The sequence below is a fragment of the Enterobacter chuandaensis genome (assembly GCF_039718975.1).
GTDB classification, from domain to species: Bacteria; Pseudomonadota; Gammaproteobacteria; order Enterobacterales; family Enterobacteriaceae; genus Enterobacter; species Enterobacter chuandaensis.
Genome location: NZ_CP097173.1, coordinates 756,183 through 776,592, shown reverse-complemented (window position 1 = coordinate 776,592; position 20,410 = coordinate 756,183). Strand labels below are relative to the sequence as shown.

General features: G+C 52.2%; 19 protein-coding genes and 1 pseudogene. 8 read left to right on the top strand and 12 right to left on the bottom strand.

All coding sequences use genetic code 11. The features are described 5' to 3' along the window. Positions 1-2 precede the first annotated feature (2 nt). Positions 3-221, bottom strand: a pseudogene (locus MX657_RS03860) (DUF2575 domain-containing protein). 101 nt (positions 222-322) lie between these two features. Here MX657_RS03860 and rpsT point away from each other — a divergent pair. After that, entirely contained in the window at positions 323-586 is a 264-nt protein-coding gene (rpsT, locus tag MX657_RS03855; protein WP_003856458.1) for a 30S ribosomal protein S20, read from the top strand. A 57-nt stretch (positions 587-643) separates the two neighbouring features. Here the strand turns inward: rpsT and nhaR are convergent, their stop codons facing one another. The 4 genes from nhaR to dnaK all read right to left on the bottom strand — a co-directional run bounded on the left by nhaR (position 644) and on the right by dnaK (position 6,095). Beyond that, on the bottom strand, positions 644-1,543 hold the full coding sequence (gene nhaR, locus MX657_RS03850; RefSeq protein ID WP_080328999.1) for a transcriptional activator NhaR: 900 nt from the start codon (positions 1,541-1,543) through the stop codon (positions 644-646). Between the two features lie 57 nt (positions 1,544-1,600). Continuing rightward, positions 1,601-2,776, bottom strand: a complete 1,176-nt coding sequence (gene nhaA / locus MX657_RS03845) for a Na+/H+ antiporter NhaA (RefSeq protein WP_119916071.1) — start codon at positions 2,774-2,776, stop codon at positions 1,601-1,603. A gap of 172 nt (positions 2,777-2,948) precedes the next feature. After that, on the bottom strand, positions 2,949-4,094 hold the full coding sequence (gene dnaJ, locus MX657_RS03840) for a molecular chaperone DnaJ (protein ID WP_014830600.1): 1,146 nt from the start codon (positions 4,092-4,094) through the stop codon (positions 2,949-2,951). An 87-nt stretch (positions 4,095-4,181) separates the two neighbouring features. Continuing rightward, positions 4,182-6,095 (bottom strand): molecular chaperone DnaK, encoded by a 1,914-nt coding sequence (gene dnaK / locus MX657_RS03835; protein ID WP_023310346.1) that lies wholly within the window; start codon positions 6,093-6,095, stop codon positions 4,182-4,184. A 424-nt stretch (positions 6,096-6,519) separates the two neighbouring features. Between dnaK and MX657_RS23660 the strand changes: the two genes are divergently transcribed. Continuing rightward, on the top strand, positions 6,520-6,861 hold the full coding sequence (locus MX657_RS23660; protein ID WP_429844552.1) for a helix-turn-helix domain-containing protein: 342 nt from the start codon (positions 6,520-6,522) through the stop codon (positions 6,859-6,861). A gap of 92 nt (positions 6,862-6,953) precedes the next feature. Then, positions 6,954-7,169, top strand: coding sequence for a hypothetical protein (locus MX657_RS03830; RefSeq protein WP_346807368.1), 216 nt, complete (start codon positions 6,954-6,956; stop codon positions 7,167-7,169). Here MX657_RS03830 and MX657_RS03825 read toward each other — a convergent pair whose 3' ends face one another. Then, a complete protein-coding gene (locus tag MX657_RS03825) occupies positions 7,170-8,162 on the bottom strand; it encodes a hypothetical protein (protein WP_346807367.1) in 993 nt (330 codons plus the stop codon). A 144-nt stretch (positions 8,163-8,306) separates the two neighbouring features. On the opposite strand from MX657_RS03825, the gene MX657_RS03820 reads away from it, so the two are divergent. Next, complete coding sequence (locus MX657_RS03820; protein ID WP_346807365.1) at positions 8,307-10,475, top strand: glycoside hydrolase family 24 protein; 2,169 nt, start codon at positions 8,307-8,309, stop codon at positions 10,473-10,475. Next, complete coding sequence (locus MX657_RS03815; protein ID WP_346807364.1) at positions 10,472-10,903, top strand: hypothetical protein; 432 nt, start codon at positions 10,472-10,474, stop codon at positions 10,901-10,903. Before MX657_RS03820 ends, MX657_RS03815 begins: the two co-directional genes overlap by 4 nt. Before the next feature lie 216 nt (positions 10,904-11,119). On the opposite strand, the gene MX657_RS03810 is transcribed toward MX657_RS03815, so the two are convergent. Further along, on the bottom strand, positions 11,120-11,347 hold the full coding sequence (locus tag MX657_RS03810; RefSeq protein WP_346807363.1) for a hypothetical protein: 228 nt from the start codon (positions 11,345-11,347) through the stop codon (positions 11,120-11,122). A gap of 1,027 nt (positions 11,348-12,374) precedes the next feature. Between MX657_RS03810 and satP the strand changes: the two genes are divergently transcribed. After that, entirely contained in the window at positions 12,375-12,941 is a 567-nt protein-coding gene (satP, locus tag MX657_RS03805; protein ID WP_080328997.1) for an acetate uptake transporter, read from the top strand. Here satP and MX657_RS03800 read toward each other — a convergent pair. The 3 genes from MX657_RS03800 to tal form a co-directional block, all read right to left on the bottom strand. Then, positions 12,918-14,240, bottom strand: a complete 1,323-nt coding sequence (locus tag MX657_RS03800; protein WP_346807362.1) for an MFS transporter — start codon at positions 14,238-14,240, stop codon at positions 12,918-12,920. The genes satP and MX657_RS03800 overlap by 24 nt on opposite strands. A 122-nt stretch (positions 14,241-14,362) precedes the next feature. Next, complete coding sequence (gene mog / locus MX657_RS03795; RefSeq protein ID WP_119916073.1) at positions 14,363-14,950, bottom strand: molybdopterin adenylyltransferase; 588 nt, start codon at positions 14,948-14,950, stop codon at positions 14,363-14,365. A gap of 109 nt (positions 14,951-15,059) precedes the next feature. After that, positions 15,060-16,013, bottom strand: a complete 954-nt coding sequence (gene tal / locus MX657_RS03790; RefSeq protein ID WP_080328994.1) for a transaldolase — start codon at positions 16,011-16,013, stop codon at positions 15,060-15,062. A gap of 262 nt (positions 16,014-16,275) precedes the next feature. Here tal and MX657_RS03785 point away from each other — a divergent pair, with 262 nt between their 5' ends. Further along, entirely contained in the window at positions 16,276-17,706 is a 1,431-nt protein-coding gene (locus MX657_RS03785) for an alanine/glycine:cation symporter family protein (RefSeq protein ID WP_080328993.1), read from the top strand. Between the two features lie 66 nt (positions 17,707-17,772). Next, positions 17,773-18,546, top strand: coding sequence for a peroxide stress protein YaaA (gene yaaA / locus MX657_RS03780; RefSeq protein WP_119916075.1), 774 nt, complete (start codon positions 17,773-17,775; stop codon positions 18,544-18,546). Between the two features lie 32 nt (positions 18,547-18,578). Here yaaA and MX657_RS03775 read toward each other — a convergent pair whose 3' ends face one another. Next, a complete protein-coding gene (locus MX657_RS03775; RefSeq protein ID WP_080328991.1) occupies positions 18,579-18,875 on the bottom strand; it encodes a DUF2502 domain-containing protein in 297 nt (98 codons plus the stop codon). Positions 18,876-19,123: 248 nt separating this feature from the next. Continuing rightward, positions 19,124-20,410 carry a threonine synthase gene (thrC, locus tag MX657_RS03770; protein ID WP_080328990.1) on the bottom strand — a complete coding sequence of 429 codons (1,287 nt, stop codon included), beginning with the start codon at positions 20,408-20,410 and terminating at the stop codon, positions 19,124-19,126.

Here is a 20,410-nt window from a genome sequence, read left to right as displayed (position 1 = left end):
GCTCAAAACAGTGAAAATCGCCAAAGTATACCTTGTACAGCGGTTAAGGTTAACCGGCGATTGTTCGCGCAAAACAGAAAGCCGTAATGATTTCATCAGGCTGACCTTTCACAGCGAAAAAATCTGCCCGTGAACTGCGATTTTTATGCCGAAAGGCTGTATTCACGAAAGACAAGCTGGTAGAATCCTGCGCCATCACTACGTAACGTAGCGTCGCTAATTAACGGCGCTTATTTGCACAAATCCATTGACAAAAGAAGGCAAAGAGGGCATATTCCTCGGCCTTTGAATTGTCCACATAGAACATATTTGGGAGTTGGACTTGGCTAATATCAAATCAGCTAAGAAACGTGCCGTTCAGTCTGAAAAGGCTCGTAAGCACAACGCAAGCCGTCGCTCTATGATGCGTACTTTCATCAAGAAAGTATACGCAGCAATCGAAGCTGGCGACAAAGCTGCAGCGCAGAACGCATTTAACGAAATGCAACCAATCGTGGATCGTCAGGCTGCTAAAGGTCTGATCCACAAAAACAAAGCAGCGCGTCATAAAGCAAACCTGACCGCGCAGATCAACAAACTGGCTTAATCGCTACTTGTTGTTGCTTGTTTAAAGAACCCGCTTAACGCGGGTTTTTTTATGTCTTCAGAATGCCGGTGGCGTAAACAGCGCCGAGTAGTCACGGTTGCAGATTCGCTGCACAGCCGGGTGCTGAATCATCCTTTCTGCAAATATGGCGTGATACTCCTCCATCACGTTATCTACCCTGCCAATCTCCGTAATCTTGTCGTCTGAATAGAGATCGTGCGCGTACAGCGTTGGCGCAACGAAGATTGCATTATGCGCTTCGCCAAAGGCCTTCATCAGCGCCGCATCGTCGAACTCGCCGAGGATCTCGACGTTCAGCCCCTGTGAGTTAAACCAGTTCAGCAGCTTGCGTCCGAGCATGGAACGCCTGCCCGGCACCAGCAGACGACGCTCTTCCAGGCAGGCCGGAAAAGGTTTCTCCGGCGGCGGATTGATGCACCAGAAGCTGACGCCGCATTCGCCAATCTTCACCGAGAACAGCCCCTCCTGCTGCGTGGAATCTATTGGGCAGTCAGAGATAATCATGTCCAGCTTGTGCTGGCTCAGCTGCTCCAGCAGCATTTCGTGGGTGGATTCAAAGCAGCGCAGGTGGATTTGTTCGTCTTCCACCACCGCCGCATCCAGCACGCCGCTCACCAGCCGTTTGGACAGCGCATCCGCCACGCCCACGTCAAAAAGCAGGTTCGACTCTTTGCGGTAGTTGACGATGTCCAGCATCTCCTGGCTGAGAGTGAACATTTTGTCCGCATAGCGGAAAACCAGTTCCCCCAGCTCGCTCGGCTCAATTCCACGCCCTTTACGCTTGAACAGCTTGCCCTGCAGCCGTTCTTCCAGCGCCTTGATTTGCCCGGTGATGGTTTGCGGCGTCAGGTAAAGCGCCTCTGCCGCACCCACGACCGAGCCCTGCTTATAAACGTGCCAGAAGTAGTAAAGATGGTTGTAATTCAAATGAGACATCGCGTGTTCTCTCCCTGAGTGTGTATCGGGAGAAGGAGCCCCTCCTCCCGGTTTCCGTTATGCCTGGACAGCCTGTCCGGACAATTTCACCTTCAACAAGGTATAACCAATTACTGCGGCCAGTAATGACCCGATGAGAATGCCGAGCTTAGCCCAGACGATGAGCTCAGGCGCGTTTGCGCCAAACGCCAGGGTCGAGATAAAGATCGACATGGTAAATCCAATACCGCACAACACGCCGACGGCCATAATCTGACCAAAGGTTGTGCCGTTCGGCAACGACGCCAGCTTAAGCTTCAGCGCCAGCCAGCAGAACAGGCTGATCCCCAGCGGCTTACCGATAAACAGCCCGGCAATAATGCCCAGCGGCAGCACAGAGGTCAGTCCGTCAAACGTCACGCCGCCCAGCGAAACGCCCGCGTTGGCAAAGGCAAACAGCGGCAGGATCATAAAAGCGACCCACGGGTGCAACACATGTTCCAGCTGTTTCGCAGGTGATTTACCCTCCTGCGGCTTAAGCGGCACGAAGAAGCCGACAATCACCCCGGCCAGCGTGGCGTGCACGCCGGATTTCAGTACCGCCGTCCACAGCACCATCCCCACCAGGATATAAATGCCGATGCGACGGACGTTGAAGATGTTCAGCAGCGCCAGCACCGCAATCGCCCCGGCGGCTACGCTCAGTGACAGGATCGACAGATCGCTGGTGTAGAACAGCGCAATAATCACGATCGCACCCAGGTCATCAATGATCGCCAGCGCCATCAGGAAGATTTTCAGCGCAACCGGCACGCGGCTGCCGAGCAAAGCTAAGACACCAAGCGCAAACGCGATATCCGTCGCGGCCGGGATAGCCCACCCGCCACGCGCAACAGGATCCTGCCAGGTAAATGCGAGGAAGAGCAGCGCCGGAACGACCATCCCTCCAATGGCGGCAATCACCGGGAACGCCGCGCGCTGACGGCTGGCAAGCGATCCGAGCACCAGCTCACGCTTAACCTCCAGCCCTACCAGCAGGAAGAACACCGCCATCAGCGCATCGTTGATCCACAGCAGCATGTTCTTGTTGATTTCCAGCGCCCCGACCTTGAGCTCAACGGGCGTTTCCAGAAATGCGTGATAGAGATCGCGCGTCATGCCCAGGTTAGCCAGCACCATTGCGGCCGCCGCGGCAATAATCAGGATCACGCCACCGGACGCCTCACTGCTAAAGAAACGGTGTAGTAATTTCATTTAAGTTCTCTCTTTTACAACAATACCTCGATAAAACCATAATACCAAGCCAAATAACTCGGCAAAAACAGATTAATATTGAGTATAGACTCAGTTTAACCGAGCTATATGCGCAAATAAAAAAGCCCGGAATCGCTTCCGGGCTTTTTGAAGATAGATATCAGCTAACGAATTAGCGGGTCAAATCATCGAAGAATTTTTTGACGCCATCGAAGAAGCTTTTGGAACGCGGGCTGTTTTTCTCACCCGTTGGGCCACCAAAGCTTTCCTGCAGCTCTTTCAGCAGCTGTTTTTGCTTGTCGTTCAGGCCAACCGGCGTTTCCACGACGACGCGGCACAGCAGGTCGCCCTGCGCGCCACCACGAACGGATTTCACGCCTTTGCCACGCATGCGGAACAGCTTGCCGGTCTGGGTTTCACCAGGGATTTTCAGATTGACGCGACCGTCCAGCGTCGGTACTTCGATTTCACCGCCGAGTGCCGCCATCGCGAAGTTGATTGGCACTTCGCAGTACAGGTTATTACCTTCACGCTCGAAAATAGCGTGCTGTTTCACCTGAACCTGAACGTACAGATCGCCTGCCGGTGCGCCGTGCTCGCCGGCTTCGCCCTCACCTGCCAGACGGATGCGGTCGCCCGTATCAACGCCAGCCGGGATTTTAACGGACAGGGTCTTGGTTTTCTCAACGCGACCATGACCGTGGCATTTGGTGCACGGATCTTTAATCAGCGTACCGCGACCGTGACAGTGCGGACAGGCCTGCTGTACCGCGAAGAAGCCCTGACGCATCTGCACCTGGCCGGAGCCGTGACAGGTTGGACAGGTCTGTGGCTGAGTACCCGCTTTCGCGCCGCTGCCGTGGCAAACGTCACACTCTTCCAGCGTTGGAATGCGGATCTCTTTGGTAACGCCGCGAACGGCCTCTTCCAGGGTCAGTTCCATGTTGTAGCGCAGGTCTGCGCCGCGCGCCGCGCGCTGACGACCACGACCACCGCCAAAGATATCGCCGAACACATCGCCAAAGATGTCGCTGAAATCAGCGCCGCCGCCAAAGCCGCCGCCACCGAATCCACCGCCGCCCATGCCGCCCTGTTCAAAGGCTGCGTGACCGTACTGGTCATAGGCGGCACGTTTTTGTGCATCGGTCAGGACTTCGTAGGCTTCTTTGATCTCTTTAAATTTGGCTTCAGCCTCTTTGTCACCCTGATTACGGTCCGGGTGGAATTTCATGGCCAGGCGCTTATACGCCTTTTTGATTTCACGCTCTTCCGCAGTTTTCGGAACGCCTAAAATCTCGTAATAGTCTTGCTTTGCCATTGGTTTTTTTAAGCCCCTTAACATGCGAGCACGGGCGTGGAGAGTTCTCCTACGCCCGTGCTGATTAATTACCCTGCATCAGGGCGATTATTTTTTGTCTTTAACTTCTTCGAACTCTGCGTCGACAACGTCGTCGTCTTTCGCGTTGTTCGCAGAAGCGTCAGCGCCCGCCTGCTGCTGTGCGTGCTGCTGCTGAGCGATTTCCATCAGCTTCTGGGAAGCCTGTGCCAGCTCCTGCATCTTCGCTTCGATGTCCGCTTTGTCTTCACCTTTCAGTGAGGATTCCAGCGCACTCAGTGCAGCTTCGATAGCCGTCTTGTCTTCCGCTGGCAGTTTATCGCCTGCTTCTTCAACCTGCTTACGGGTGCTGTGCAGCAGATGGTCACCCTGGTTACGGGTCTGAACCAGCTCTTCGAACTTACGGTCGGATTCCGCGTTAGCTTCGGCATCGCGAACCATTTTTTCGATTTCCGCTTCGTTCAGGCCAGAAGATGCCTTGATGGTGATCTTCTGCTCTTTACCGCTGTTTTTGTCTTTCGCAGACACGTGCAGGATACCGTCAGCATCGATGTCGAAGGTGACTTCGATCTGCGGCATGCCGCGCGGTGCCGGGTTGATACCGTCCAGGTTGAACTGACCCAGAGATTTGTTATCCGCCGCACGCTTACGCTCACCCTGAATCACATGGATGGTTACCGCAGACTGGTTGTCTTCAGCGGTAGAGAACACCTGGCTGTGTTTCGTTGGGATGGTGGTGTTTTTGTTGATGAGCGCAGTCATCACACCACCCATGGTTTCGATACCCAGAGACAGCGGGGTAACGTCCAGCAGCAGTACGTCTTTAACTTCACCGGTCAGTACGCCACCCTGAACCGCAGCGCCGATTGCGACCGCTTCGTCCGGGTTAACGTCTTTCCGTGGTTCTTTACCAAAGAATTCAGCCACTTTCTTCTGAACCATTGGCATACGGGTCTGACCACCCACCAGGATAACGTCCTGGATGTCAGATACGGACAGGCCAGCATCCTGCAGAGCAACTTTCAGCGGCTCGATGGAACGGTTCACCAGGTCTTCTACCAGGCTTTCCAGTTTCGCACGGGTCACTTTGATGTTCATGTGTTTAGGACCGGTCGCATCTGCGGTAATGTACGGCAGGTTCACGTCGGTCTGCTGAGCGGAAGACAGTTCGATCTTCGCTTTCTCAGCGGCTTCTTTCAGGCGCTGCATCGCCAGCGGGTCGTTACGCAGGTCAATGCCCTGATCTTTCTTGAACTCGTCAACGAGGTAGTTGATCAGACGGGTATCGAAGTCTTCACCACCCAGGTGGGTATCACCGTTGGTTGCCAGAACTTCGAAGGTTTTTTCGCCGTCAACTTCGTCGATTTCGATAATAGAGATATCGAAGGTACCACCACCCAGGTCGTAAACCGCGATAGTACGGTTGCCAACTTCTTTATCCAGACCGTAAGCCAGCGCAGCTGCGGTTGGTTCGTTGATGATACGTTTTACTTCCAGACCTGCGATACGGCCAGCATCTTTCGTTGCCTGACGCTGAGCATCGTTGAAGTAGGCAGGTACGGTGATAACAGCTTCAGTTACCGGCTCACCCAGGTAATCTTCAGCCGTTTTCTTCATTTTCTTCAGCACTTCAGCAGAGATCTGCGGTGGTGCAGTTTTGGTGCCTTTCACATCAAGCCACGCATCGCCGTTATCTGCCGCGATGATTTTGTAAGGCATGATAGAAACGTCACGCTGAACTTCTTCGTCCTGGAAGCGGCGACCAATCAGGCGTTTAATCGCAAACAGGGTGTTTTGCGGGTTTGTCACTGCCTGACGTTTAGCCGGCTGACCAACCAGAGTTTCACCATCCTGGGTATAAGCAATGATAGAAGGCGTGGTGCGATCGCCCTCGGCGTTCTCCAGCACACGAGCAGTCGTGCCATCCATAATCGCTACACAAGAGTTGGTAGTACCCAGGTCGATACCAATAATTTTACCCATCTAAACGTCTCCACTAAAAATTCAGTCAACATGTGGTTGTGTACCTGTAATAAGGGCAGAACGTGCTTTTTCAACTGCCCAGATTTGATTTTTTTCAGGTCCACACACTGCGGTTGACTACAAGATGGGGTCGCGACGGCATCCATCAAGGGGGAACGATAAAAAAAATTTTAATTTCACCCTGATGAGATCATAGGCGGCATCGATTGCGCCCATTATGATGCCGCGCCCCGTCAGGGAGTATTGACGCGGGTTTAACCATTTCACCATATTAATGATGATTTTTTTGAGGACTTATGGGCAAGCCCATTTTCATTTAGACGAACCTTTCCCCACAATAATAAATGATAAAGATTCTCATTTAAATTTATCAATATATATAATAAAATACCTCTTATAATGAATAACTTATTGAGAGGTCATTTTGTGCTTTGCCTTAACGCTACCAGCTTTTTCACCGCTTTCCTCAGAAGAACGTAAAACGCTGGTCAGCATTCTCAGGAAATCCGGGCTGACTCTGACGACTTCACGAATCCACCTTCTTCACTACCTGACGCAAAACCATATCCCGTTAACAGCTTTTGACCTGTCACGACTGGTGAATATTCCTTTATCGACAACGCACAGGAATTTAGCGGCATTTGTCGATTTTGGGCTGGTGGATTTCATTGTTGACCGTTCGAGTGTGTGCCGCTGGTATCTTATGATAGCTGGACGACCGAACTACTGTCCTACATGCAACCAGACGTTTACCACAGCTTACTAAACACAACAAAACTGCCGCAAAACGGTACTACTGACGCAAATTAGCGCCAGCGAGCTCTTATGTCCAACTTTCACCGATTACGGAGACCAATTATGGCAACGAAAAAAAGCCCCCAGAATGAAATTTCACCTGAGCTACAATCCTTTATTGACGAGATTGCAGCCAGATACCAACCCGGCCCCGAAGCACAGCACCGCCTTATTGAAAACGCTGAAGCCCGCTATACCCTTGCCCAACGTCTAAAGTTTGTTTCCGGTAAAACTTTCGCGCCGGGTACCCTAATTGGAAAATCGATAGCTCTTTTGTAACTATGTGTTTGAATTTACTTTACTAAATCCTAAACTTAAGCCTTTGGGTAATTGTTCTATCGCGATAAGAGTCCCTCGATCAACAATTATGCTTTTGTCAGTAAGCACTGTATATGATGGGTACCATAACTGTGCTTCTTTATCCCATTCATATGTTAGCTGTGTTGGAATCTTGTCTTGCTCTTTTAATTTTCTTATCAACTCTACCGCTTGCACACCAGCACTCGAAAGCATTCGATGGGCAGCATAGTGTTGCTTTACGTCTTTACCACGAAGTATGAAAAATATTTGGCACCCGCTTTGGTGGGAAACAATATTGATGATGGGATTTTTTCTTTCAGATAACTCATTGAATAGTTTTGAAATCCAGTTGTAAAAAGCTGTGTATGTTTTCTTGCCAGCTTCTGAGGCAACAGCCGTCACAAACGGATTCCAGACAATAGCCAAGTAGCCGATCCCAATGCTAATTAGTTCGTGAGTAGTTTGGGCATCATTATACGATGACTCGTTGATCCTAATTTCTAGCGGTGCATCTTTGCTAATATATTCAATCCACTGTGGACTGACATCTCTTGGATCAAAAACTAATTCAATCGAGGCTTCTTTGGGCAAATCTGGTAGCTCTCGGGGAGATTGGTAAACATCGTTCAAGTTTAAATCCATAGATCCGAACTCTATCGTATTACCTCCAGCGTAAAATCCCATAATCGCTGCAACAAAGACAACGCCAGAACCATCATCAAAAACAGCGCTTTCCAAGACCTGACCCTTCGGATTACCAGGATCATGATTATGGAGTATTATGAACGGATCTCGATTGATCCTTCTGGATAGCTCATTTGGATCAATAGGAACAATTAATTGACCTTCCTCATCCAAAGCGTTAGTCCAAACCACCGCAGGTTTTATTTTTCCATAAATTTCTGATGAATGTCGCCTGATTGCATCATTAAGCCAACGCTCTGCATCAGGGTAAGAAATCAGGTCAAGCATAAAATCACCTTTTGCTCTGGGCTTACCGAATGTTACGAAAGAAAGTTTCACTTAAGTCTAACACTTATTGCTCATGTGGTTATTGTTTGTAAAATAAGCTAAAACTGCTTCATCAAAGGCTTAACTTCTTAGCTGTAAGGGACTATGCAAATGGACATCTGTTTTCCTGCCAAAAAAGCAAACGGCGACTCTTACTCCACAGTAGATGACATTATGGCCCGTATACTTCAGGAGCCTCATGGTTCCTGGCTTGCCGGGACAAATGCCATGTGGCATGGTGGACTTCATATTACAGATGTAAGTGCGCCAGGATCAGTACTCACTCGCGAAACAGCAGATACCACCGTCCCGCTTCAGTTTATGACTGGTGGCGAGGTGGTTGCCTGGCGGCTGAATAAGGACTATCTGTCCGGCGATTACATGGGTAATACGTTGCAGTACTCCAGTACCTTTGTGCTGGTGAAATCCACCTGCACACCGGCCCCCGAAAAACCAGATAACGCTCTGGATTTTTACGCGCTTTACATGGGGCTTGCCCCGCTGTCTGCCTTTCCGGTGCATATGCTATATCAGGTCACGGAGCAGGGAAACAAACTGCGAAAACGCCACTATACCGGGCAGGAAAAACCGGGAGAACAGGCACCCACACCTTCCGGAGAGCATCTGACAACAGGTGATCGCGTGGTGGTATTAGGGGAAAACACGTTTGAACTGAACGGAATACCTCAGCGATTCGGGCTTGCCCGGACGCTGAACAGTAAGTCAGAGATGAACGGCGCGGCGTTCTGGGTGGCTCTTGACCCGATATTTATGACCCCGGATGGAGAGCAACGGGCGCACCTGCCCGCCTGGATGCAGCAGGCCATCGCGCAGGGAGTGTATGATGCGGTCGTCACGTCCGCCACCAGATGCACGGTTGCGGCGGGGGATGCGGTGGGATATCTGGCGGAGGATATCGCCCCGGACGGGATGCAGGGGGTGGAGAAAAGCGCCTTTGTGCATATCGAGCTGCTGAGTACCGACAGCCGTATGCAAGATTTTCTGAGCAACACGGCTCAGGTTAAAAGCGGTCAGACGTATATTCATATCCATCCGGATAGCTACCTGTATACGCGATCCGGCGACACCTTCACCCGCACGACCGGAAAAGTGAAGAAAGACATTCACCAAATTCTGCCGCAGGATAAGTGCCACCCGTTCACCGACAGTAGCGGAAAACGCTGGTTTACTATCGGGGAAGGTGCCTGGCTGAGTGAGGGAGATGTGGATGCGGACATTGCTCAGTACGATCTGATGAAGCTCGGGTTCTCAGCCTTTGAAGAGCCGCCCACGACCGATATGACGCAATCACTGCATGAGGGCTGGATAAAATCGGCGTTCACGCAGCTTGCGGAGTGGGTGCGGCCTGAGCGGGGGATTCAGGAAAAACAGGTTTCCAGCTGGTACAAGGCTATCCTCCGAAAAATGGACAGTGACAGCAGTGGCGACCTGTCCGGGGCAGAGCTGTATCACGCGGTCCACTTTCCGGAGATGGATGTACGGGATATTGCGTCCCGAATGGTGGTAAAGCATGACAGCGAATGGTTTGGCGGCAGTCAGCACCACCGCTGGAAAACGTTCCTGCAACGCACAGACCGTCTGTATGTGTCGTATGTACGACAGTGGCTCGACGATATGGAATGGATGAGCCAGGTGCCTGAGTTCAGCAGTGGTGAACCTGTCTGGCATATGCATCCCGTGGTATTTCTTAATGCGTTGAACTTTTCTGCATTGTCTCTTGAAGAAGCAAGGGTAAGGGCATTTATGCGTATGCTTCGAGTTGGAGAAGGTACGGTAGGGGAAGCTGGATATGAAACGTTATTCGGTGGACAATCCTTCATTAGGCATTACCATAAAGACTTTAGCAATCACCCTCAGATTTCGATTACACGAGGTAATCTTACTTCGTCAGCAGCAGGAGCATACCAGGTAATGGGCTATACCTGGTATGATCCCAAAATGACATCAATTAGGGCTAATAAAGGCATTACTGATTTTACACCTGAATCTCAGGATAAGTTTTGTGTTTTAATTTTTAAATATAAAAGGAAACGCTCCTTAGATAAAATCATGTCTGGTGATATTGTAGGGGCGTTAGATATACTGAGCTACGAATGGGCAAGCCTTCCGCCGGGTAGGTATGGTCAGCCTGCAAAATCAGAACAAGAAGCACTTTCTTTGTACAATCATTATCTTGAGGAAGAATTAGCTGGAAGGTCAGACCTTCATCTTGATATTGGGTATATTTCAACTATTGCGGAGTCTGAGCAATGAAAATTTGGCCGTTTTTGCTATTATTAATTTCTATGACAACACATGCAAACTCAAATTTCGGTATGTGGTCGACCACTTGTGATAATGATGGTTTTTCCATAAAAATAAATAACAAACCAACTAGTCTAGTTGTTAATGATAATCAAATAGTTATCAACATTCATGCAAAGGAAGTCGATAACGATAAAATTGATATTTTTTATGATAGTGTTGCAGACCTTGGCAGAGGCGGCATGAACTTCGACTGGAAAAATGTAAGCCCGATAAAACCTGTGGCAGAACTTAGTATCATCAAAAAAAATGGCGAATTCCGCTGGAAAGGATTCTTCGACAATAATAAAATGAAATATTTTTGGGTTAATGATCCTGATTTCATGCAGTCTTATGCTGACAATGGTGTTATTACGCTATATAAATGCGAAAACTAATTCTCGCCCATCTTTAAGCACATTAAATGTAGAAAAAAGAAAACGCGGAGCTAATACCTCCGCGAACATTAACTTTCCCAAGCCCTTTAGATTTAAGTTCAAAGCCTAAATCACAGAGCAACTTCACGAATGTTCAATCGGTCTGGATGTGTTGTATCCTCAAGTAAATTCAGGGTGATCAACTTCACCGTATTAATAATTTTCTCGATTTGCTACTCAGGAGAAACTTGTAAAAAATTCACGTTGGGTCAATTTCTCCAGTTCCAATAGCATCCCATCTTTACATAATTGCAATTCCTTTAGCTGAGTTATTAAAAACTCCTGATTACGGTCCATAGTGATCGCTGTTGCCACATTTCCAATCTGCAAATCGATAAGCTCAAATTCGCTTCGTTTGGAATTAATCTGATCTGCAAGCGACTCTCTCACATTCTGATCTTCCATTACCAAAGATATTTACCCGCCCATAAGTGGATGCTATAAAGAACGCTCGAAAAATGCACCGGACATACTCCACGCTTTGCAGGAATACATCCACATCTTTCCGGACTCGCACATGTAGCGAATTTTCCCGGCTTACTGAATGAAGTCATAGCGCCACCACAGTGACCGCAGTGTAAAATCCCCATACCAAAAAGTATCGTAATTTCTTTTTTGATCACCTTATGGCATTTTGTTGTTGCTGGTGACATATCGAAGACTCGTAAACTCAGCAGGCGTGCAAACAGGGGGAAAATAATTCTCCAGATGATGAGTAACCTTGTTCAAGGTTAGGATCTTTTCCCCTTCAACGCCCGATTTAACCGCATTTTTTTGACATTCGGTACAGTCCAACAAACTTCTTTCTTTTCGTTTTGTGTCTTTTTATCCAACTGCAGCGGATAGATGCGCTATTTTCCTTGAGGTAATCCGCTACCCGATATTTACCTCAACTCAAGAGCAACAATCTCACGGCCTCTTTTGCGGCTTTACTGCCTCAGTATTTGGCGGTGTTGCATCAAACCAGATAGGCGTTGAGTCTGCACTTTTTATGTTCGTAGGTTGCCCCGATTGATGCTACTCAATCAGCTTCAATGAGGTTTAAAGCGCACGTTTTGCTTAGTCAGTGACTCTTCATTTACCCGTATGAACAAGAAAAAAGACATTATTAAATCGTGTATGTTGTTAGTAACACTCGCCTCTGTATAAATTTTCCCATCCATACCAGTAGCTATTGTCAAATCCAACTTTAACAACTCATGAAGAGATTCAGAGCCGTATGACGTACTGTCTGGTTAAGCGCGGAGTTTTTTTGGCATAGAAATAACTAGAGAGATTGCCTTACCTACTTCTCCAGTAAAAATTTTTTATTTCACCCTATCCAGATCATAGACGTAGCCTCTCGTGCCCATTATGATGCCGCGCCCCGTCAGGGAGTATTGACGCGGGTTTAACCATTTCACCATATTAATGATGATTTTTTTGAGGACTTATGGGCAACACTAAGTTGGCTAATCCGGCTCCGCTGGGCCTGATGGGTTTTGGCATGACCACCATCCTGCTGAACCTGCACAACATCGGGATGTTCCCGATGGATGGCATTATCCTGGCGATGGGCATTTTTTACGGCGGTATCGCGCAAATCTTCGCGGGCCTGCTGGAATATAAGAAAGGCAACACCTTCGGCTTAACCGCCTTCACCTCTTACGGCTCGTTCTGGCTGACCCTGGTCGCCATTCTGGTGATGCCTAAAATGGGTCTGGCAGACGCGGCAAACGCCCATTTCCTGGGCGTGTACCTGGGTCTGTGGGGCGTGTTCACCCTGTTCATGTTCTTCGGCACCCTGAAAGGTAACCGCGCGCTGCAGTTCGTCTTCCTGAGCCTGACCGTGCTGTTCGCCCTGCTGGCGATTGGCCACCTGGCGGATAACGAGGGCATCGTTCACGTAGCAGGCTGGATTGGCCTGGTGTGCGGCGCAAGCGCTATCTACCTGGCAATGGGCGAAGTGCTGAACGAGCAGTTTGACCGCACCATTTTACCTATTGGTGAAAAACACTGATCCCTCTGTCGTGCCCGCCTCTCGGGCACGACATTCCCCCGCCTGACGAAGCCACAATCCTAATACCAGCCCCATCAGCGAAAGTGCGAGTACATACCAGGCGGGCGCCAACGGCGACACGCCCATCAGCACGGTAACCGCAATCGGCGTCAGCCCGCCGAAAATGGCATACGAGACGTTGTAAGAGAACGAGATCCCGGTGAAACGCACTTCCGGCGGGAAGGCACGCACCATCACGTACGGCACAGCGCCGACGACGCCCACGCAAAGACCTACCACACCGTACAACAGGAACAGCTGTTCAGGATGGCTGCCCGCCAGGTGGTAAAACGCCCAGCTCGACGCGGCCAGCAGCAGGCTACCGACGATGAAGGTCAGGCTGGCACCGAAACGATCCGCCGCCAGCCCGGCGGCCAGACAACCAAAGCAGAGCATGATTGTCGCGATACTGTTTGCCTGTAAAGTCACGGCAGGGGTGAAACCGTACTGCTTCTGCAGCCACACCGGCGACATCAAAATCACCACCACAATGCCCGCGGAAAGCAGCCAGGTGAGCAGCATCGACACCACCACCGCTTTTTTATGACGCACCACGACGGCTTTGACCGGCAGCTCCTGCGCCAGCGCTTTACGCTGCTGCATTTCGAGGAAAATCGGCGTCTCCTGCAGCCAGCGGCGCAGGTACATTGCCACCAGACCAAACGCCCCGCCCAGCAGGAACGGAAGTCTCCAGCCCCAGTCGTGCACGGCCTGCTGCGTCATGCTGGTGTTGACTATCGTCGCCACCACCGACCCCAACAGGATCCCGACGGTCAACCCCGCCGTTAAGGTTCCGCAGGCAATGCCGATGCGGCGCGCCGGAACATGCTCCGCGACAAACACCCACGCGCCCGGCACTTCACCGCCAATCGCGGCGCCCTGAAGGACGCGCATCAGCAACAGCAGCAACGGAGCAAGAATGCCCATCGAGGCATAGGTAGGGAGCAGACCGATGACCAGCGTCGGCACGGCCATCAGCAGGATGCTGAGGGTAAACATCTTCTTACGCCCGACCAGATCGCCAAAGTGCGCCATCACAATGCCGCCAAGCGGACGCGCCAGATACCCGGCGGCAAAAATGCCGAAGGTTTGCACCTGACGCAGCCATTCCGGGATATCGGCCGGGAAGAAGAGTTCTCCCACCACGGCGGCGAAGAAGACGAAGATGATGAAGTCGTAAAACTCCAGCGCGCCGCCCAGCGCGGCGAGCGTAAGGGTTTTGTAGTCCTGTCGATTCAGAGGTCGGGTGTTATGTGACATAGCGAACCATTATGCGTGTGTTGTGGATTTATTTTTACAGTAATCGTAAAGAAAAAATTACTATACCGTAAAAGCTTTACCACGCTATCGCCGCTTCAGCTAATGTCACATATTTGTTAATTTCAGGAGATTGTATCGCGGCGTGCGTTTTTCGGACGAAAAGCTGCTACTACTTTCTCATCGGTTTCCACATACGGACCGTCAAGCAGCTGTATACAATACGGTACACTGGCGAAGATGCCGTGCACAATGACGCTGCCGTCTTCCCCCTTCAGCCCTTCCAGCGTCTCTTTGATCGACTTCGGCTGGCCCGGCAGGTTCAGAATCAGCGCCTGTTTGCGAATCACCCCCACCTGGCGGGAGAGAATGGCCGTCGGGACAAAGTGTAGACTGATCTGGCGCATCTGTTCACCAAAGCCCGGCATTTCGCGGTCGGCAACCGCCAGCGTCGCGTCCGGCGTCACGTCGCGACGCGCGGGGCCGGTTCCGCCCGTTGTCAGCACAAGGTGACAACTCATCTCATCCACCAGCTCACACAGGGTCTGCTCAATGATCGGCTGCTCGTCCGGGATCAGGCGAGTCTGGATCTCAAACGGAGTAGTGAGCGCGCTGCTCAGCCACTCTTCCAGGGCGGGGATGCCTTTATCCTGATAGACACCGCTGGAGGCGCGGTCAGAAATCGACACTAAGCCGATGCGTAAGGTATTCATATCCATTCCATTCAAAAAGTACTGATTAATGGGAATGATACACGCAGAGAGGAAATTCAGACAGAGGCAGGGGAAGACGCGTGACCGGGAGCCCGGTCACGCGGAATGATTACAGCAGGTCGCCGATCATTTTTTCCAGTTTTTCCTGGTCGATTGCAAACTTACGGATACCGTCCGCCAGTTTGTCTACAGCCATTGGATCCTGGTTGTGCTGCCACAGGAACTCGGATTCAGTGATGCGCTCCGGGCGCGCTTTCACTTCGCCGGTGTAAGACAGTTTACGCTCGATAGCACCTTCGCTTTCCGCCAGCTCTTTCAGCAGCGCAGGGGCGATGGTCAGGCGGTCACAGCCAGCCAGCTCGATGATTTCACCGACGTTACGGAAGCTTGCGCCCATAACCACGGTCTCATAGCCATGCTGTTTGTAGTATTCGTAGATTTCAGTCACGGAAATCACGCCGGGATCTTCAGACGCAGCGTACTCTTTCTTGTCGGTGTTGGCTTTGTACCAGTCCAGAATACGGCCCACGAACGGAGAAATCAGGTACACGCCGGCTTCTGCACATGCGCGCGCCTGCGCGAAGGAGAACAGCAGGGTCAGGTTACAGTTGATGCCTTCTTTTTCCAGCTGCTCAGCGGCACGAATGCCCTGCCAGGTTGAAGCCAGTTTGATCAGGATACGGTCGTTGCTGATGCCCGCATCGTTGTACATTTTGATCAGACGTTTCGCTTTGGCGATTGACGCTTCGGTGTCGTAGGAGAGACGTGCATCCACTTCGGTAGAGATACGGCCAGGAACCAGCTTCAGAATTTCCAGACCGATGTTCACTGCCAGCTTGTCGGTAGCATCCACAACCTGCTGTGCGCGGTCGTTGCTCTGCGCTTTCGCCCAGGTCACTGCGTCGTCAATCAGTTTGCGATACTCAGGGATCTGTGCGGCGTTAAGGATCAGAGAAGGGTTAGTTGTGGCATCCTGCGGCTGGTACAGCTTCATTGCCGCGATATCTCCGGTGTCAGCTACGACAGTGGTGAACTGACGAAGGGAGGTCAATTTATCCGTCATGATAGTGTTTCTCTTTTAACGTGCCCTGGATAATTCACGCTACCGACAGCATGCCTGCAGCGGAAAAATGACAGGTTTACTTGTTAGGGGGATGTAACCGGTCTGCCCTGATGATAACACGACGGAGGGGTAGCGCAACCGCAGACAGTGCGCTTAGGCAGAGTATGATAAACTCAGAGTATTAACAGGCTGCTAAGCAACAGCATGCCCAATCAGTGGTAGCGCTTACATATTCACGTTGGCATCAACAAGAGGGACGTTAATGCCTGATTTCTTTTTCTTTATTAACGAAGTCCTCTGGGGTTCAATAATGATCTACCTGCTTATGGGAGCAGGTATCTGGTTTACGCTACGCAGTGGGTTTATCCAGTTTCGCTATATTCGCAAGTTTGGCAGAAGTCTGAAAAACAGCGTCACGCCCCAACCGGGCGGATTAACGTCGTTTCAGGCGCTCTGTACCAGCCTGGCGGCGCGCCTCGGCAGCGGAAACCTGGCGGGCGTTGCGCTGGCCATTAGCGCTGGCGGGCCTGGCGCGGTGTTCTGGATGTGGGTGACGGCAATTCTCGGGATGGCCACCTCTTTTGCCGAAAGTTCGCTGGCGCAACTCTACAAAGAGAAAGACAGAAACGGACAGTTTCGCGGCGGCCCGGCCTGGTATATGGCCCGTGGCTTAGGGATGCGCTGGATGGGCGTGCTGTTCTCGCTTTTTTTACTGATCGCATACGGTCTTATTTTTAATACCGTGCAGTCAAACTCGGTCGCCCATGCCCTCCGCTATGCCTTCTCCTGCCCGGAATGGCTCACCGGCAGCGTTTTAGCCCTCGTTGTTCTGCTCACCATTTCTATCGGCCTTAAAGGCATTGCCCGCCTGATGCAGTGGCTGGTTCCGATTATGGCGCTGCTCTGGGTGACCGCGAGTCTGGTCGTCGCTGCACTGCATGTTGATCAGGTTCCGGACGTCATTGCAACCATCTTTAAAAGCGCCTTTGGCTGGCGTGAAGTGGCGTCAGGCGCACTGGGCTATACCCTGAGCCAGGCACTGATGGCGGGTTTTCAACGAGGCATGTTCTCCAATGAAGCCGGAATGGGGTCCACTCCCAACGCGGCAGCTACCGCCGCGTCCTGGCCACCGCACCCGGCTGCACAGGGTATCGTGCAGATGATCGGCGTGTTTATGGATACCGTTATTATCTGTTCGGCCAGCGCCATGATCCTCCTGCTGGCCGGTCCTGTAGCGCATGAGTCGGATATCGACGGAATACAGCTTCTCCAGCAGGCGCTGGTGAACCTGACCGGCGGCTGGGGCTCGGGATTTGTCTCGCTCATTCTGATGCTGTTCGCCTTCAGCTCGATTGTGGTGAATTACCTGTACGCCGAAAACAACCTCACATTTCTGAGAGTCGACTCTCGTCCTGTCATCATCTTGCTTCGCCTGGGCGTGATCCTGATGGTGCTTGCGGGTGCCCTTCTCACCATGCCGCTGGTCTGGCAGCTGGCAGATGTCATTATGGCGTTCATGGCCATCACTAACCTGACGGCGATCCTGCTGCTCTCGCCCGTAGTGACCCTTATTGCCAGGGATTACCTTCGCCAGCGCAAGCTCGGCGTACAGCCGGTATTTGATGCCGCACGCTATCCCGAAATTGCGTCTCAGCTTGCCCCCGGCACCTGGGATGATTTGCCCCGGCAATAACAGCTATCGATCAATTCAGGGCGATTTTTTGTTAAAGTCGCTCTAAATTTCCTGCAAGGACTGGATATGCTGATTCTGATTTCACCTGCAAAAACGCTCGACTACCAGAGCCCTCTTGCCACCGAGCGCTATACCCAGCCAGAACTGCTGGATTACTCGCAACAGCTGATCCGCGAAGCGCGCAAGCTCTCTGCGCCGCAAATTGCTTCGCTGATGAGCATCAGCGACAAGCTGGCAGACCTTAACGCGACCCGGTTCCACGAGTGGCACCCGGATTTCACCCCTGCCAACGCTCGCCAGGCGATTCTGGCGTTTAAAGGTGATGTCTACACCGGCCTGCAGGCGGAAGACTTCAGTGAAGCCGATTTCGATTTCGCCCAGCAGCATCTGCGCATGCTGTCGGGTCTTTACGGCGTACTGCGCCCGCTGGATCTGATGCAGCCGTATCGTCTGGAGATGGGCATTCGCCTGGAAAACGCCAAAGGCAAAGACCTGTACCATTTCTGGGGCGACATCATCGCCGACAAGCTGAACGCGGCGCTGCACGCCCAGGGCGATAACGTGGTGATTAACCTGGCATCCGATGAGTACTACAAGTCGGTGAAACCGAAAAAGCTGGAGGCGGAAATTATCAAGCCGGTGTTCCTCGACGAGAAGAACGGCAAGTTCAAGGTGATCAGCTTCTACGCTAAGAAAGCGCGCGGCCTGATGAGCCGCTACATCATCCAGAACCGCCTGACGAAGCCGGAGCAGTTAACCGGGTTCAACACCGACGGCTATTTCTTTGACGAGGCGTCGTCAGGGAAAGGTGAGCTGGTATTTAAGCGCCACGAGCAGTAAAACTAAACCCCGCCATCTGGCGGGGTGTTGCGTTAATGGTGCTTCCAGTCCGGGCCCGGACGATGATCGTCATGGCGACGGTCATCGTGGTGGTGGTCACGATCGCGATGCTCGTCATGCGGACGCCAGCGGTTATCGCGCCAGTCATAATGCGCCTTCCACCAGTCATGGTCGCGCCAGCGGCCGCCATCCCAGTAATGCCCGTTGTTATCCCGATCGCCAATCTGCAGTTTTACCGCAGGTACGAGGGTAATTTCAGATGCCTGTACCGCCATGGGGGCGACCAGCACCAGAGAAAGCGCGATGAGTGCAGGTTTCAGTGTAGACACAGGTGACTCCTTATTCTTCTTGCCCAACGTGGGCCGATGTAAGGAGAGTACGCGAGGGGAACGGGGGAAGTTATTCTCTGCAATCCTAAACGCTAAGTGACCGCATTTATTGGGAATTTCTGCTTTTTTCCTGCTTTTTCTCTCCTTAATTTCTTCACAAAAAAGCCGGGTGGCGCCTATGCCTTACCCGGCCTACGATTGGGGACGTTGTAGGCCCGGTAAGGCGTAGCCGCCACCGGGCAATAAAATCACGCGCGGGTCATCATCAGCTTACGCAGCGCCGCAAAGTCCGCTGGCAGCTCATGCGACAGCAGCGGCAGGTCGGCACGCTCGGCCAGCTCTTTTGGCAGCGGCAACGTTTCGCCCAGGATCGCTTCCACGCTCTCTTTGAACTTCGCCGGATGCGCGGTGCCCAGGAACAGGCCATATTCACCCGGGTTAAGCTGGTCGCGCAGCGCGCGGTAGGCAATCGCCGCGTGCGGTTCAGAGGTGTAGCCCACCGCTTTCAGCTCGCGCATGGTGGCTTTGGTGGTTTCGTCCGTCACCGCAGCGTAGCCCAGGTCGCCCAGACGCCACACCTTGCGGCGGAACAGTTCTTCCACGCGCGGCCAGTTGTTCGGCTGGGACACGTCCATGGCATTGGAGAGCGTTGCCTGCGTCGCGTTTGGCGCCCACTTCCCGTCTTTCAGGAAGCGCGGCACGGTGTCGTTGGCGTTGGTGGCGGCGATAAAACGCTTCACCGGCAGACCCAGGGATTTCGCCAGCAGACCCGCCGTCAGGTCACCGAAGTTACCGCTTGGTACCGAAACCACCAGCTGATTGCGCGCTTCCTGCGGCAGCTGCGCCACCGCTTCGAAGTAGTAGCAGATCTGCGCCAGCAGACGGCTGATGTTGATAGAGTTCGCCGAGTTCAGCCCCAGCGCGGCCTTCAGCTCTTCATCGTCGAAGGCCTGCTTGACCAGCGCCTGGCAGGCATCGAAATCGCCGTCGATCGCTACGGTTTCAATGTTGCCGCCGAGGGTGCAGAACAGTTTTTCCTGCAGCGGGCTGATTTTGCCTTTCGGATAGAGGATCACCACGCGGACGTTTTTCAGGCCGTAGAACGCGTGCGCCACCGCTGCGCCGGTATCGCCGGAAGTGGCGGTCAGGATGGTCACCGGTTTGTCGCCGCTGATATGGGTCAGCATCTGTGCCATAAAGCGGCCGCCGAAATCCTTAAACGCCAGGGTCGGACCGTGGAACAGCTCCAGACAGCCGACATCAGGCTCCACCTGCTTCACCGGCGCCGGGAAAGCGAACGCCGCGCGCACGCGCTCTTCCAGAAGCTCCTGCGGGATTTCGTCGCCGATAAACGCGGACAGAATTTTGGTGCTGCGGGTGACAAAGTCCTGCTTCAGCAGTTCGTCGATGTCGGTCAGCTGGAATTCCGGCAGATCGTGGGGGAAGAACAGCCCCTGATTTTTGCCCAGTCCCTGAGTCACCGCCTGCGCGAAGCTGACCTGCTCGTTATGATCTTTAAGGTTGTAGAGTTTCAT

Excerpts from the sequence above, each read along its gene's own strand:
- dnaJ (WP_014830600.1), bottom strand. The coding sequence starts at position 4,094 with ATGGCAAAGCAAGACTATTACGAGATTTTAGGCGTTCCGAAAACTGCG.
- MX657_RS03825 (WP_346807367.1), bottom strand. The coding sequence starts at position 8,162 with ATGCTTGACCTGATTTCTTACCCTGATGCAGAGCGTTGGCTTAATGAT.
- yaaA (WP_119916075.1), top strand. The coding sequence starts at position 17,773 with ATGCTGATTCTGATTTCACCTGCAAAAACGCTCGACTACCAGAGCCCT.
- nhaR (WP_080328999.1), bottom strand. The coding sequence starts at position 1,543 with ATGTCTCATTTGAATTACAACCATCTTTACTACTTCTGGCACGTTTAT.
- MX657_RS03830 (WP_346807368.1), top strand. The coding sequence starts at position 6,954 with ATGGCAACGAAAAAAAGCCCCCAGAATGAAATTTCACCTGAGCTACAA.
- MX657_RS03820 (WP_346807365.1), top strand. The coding sequence starts at position 8,307 with ATGCAAATGGACATCTGTTTTCCTGCCAAAAAAGCAAACGGCGACTCT.
- satP (WP_080328997.1), top strand. The coding sequence starts at position 12,375 with ATGGGCAACACTAAGTTGGCTAATCCGGCTCCGCTGGGCCTGATGGGT.
- thrC (WP_080328990.1), bottom strand. The coding sequence starts at position 20,410 with ATGAAACTCTACAACCTTAAAGATCATAACGAGCAGGTCAGCTTCGCG.
- MX657_RS03810 (WP_346807363.1), bottom strand. The coding sequence starts at position 11,347 with ATGGAAGATCAGAATGTGAGAGAGTCGCTTGCAGATCAGATTAATTCC.
- nhaA (WP_119916071.1), bottom strand. The coding sequence starts at position 2,776 with ATGAAATTACTACACCGTTTCTTTAGCAGTGAGGCGTCCGGTGGCGTG.
- tal (WP_080328994.1), bottom strand. The coding sequence starts at position 16,013 with ATGACGGATAAATTGACCTCCCTTCGTCAGTTCACCACTGTCGTAGCT.
- MX657_RS03800 (WP_346807362.1), bottom strand. The coding sequence starts at position 14,240 with ATGTCACATAACACCCGACCTCTGAATCGACAGGACTACAAAACCCTT.
- dnaK (WP_023310346.1), bottom strand. The coding sequence starts at position 6,095 with ATGGGTAAAATTATTGGTATCGACCTGGGTACTACCAACTCTTGTGTA.
- mog (WP_119916073.1), bottom strand. The coding sequence starts at position 14,950 with ATGAATACCTTACGCATCGGCTTAGTGTCGATTTCTGACCGCGCCTCC.
- MX657_RS03815 (WP_346807364.1), top strand. The coding sequence starts at position 10,472 with ATGAAAATTTGGCCGTTTTTGCTATTATTAATTTCTATGACAACACAT.
- MX657_RS03785 (WP_080328993.1), top strand. The coding sequence starts at position 16,276 with ATGCCTGATTTCTTTTTCTTTATTAACGAAGTCCTCTGGGGTTCAATA.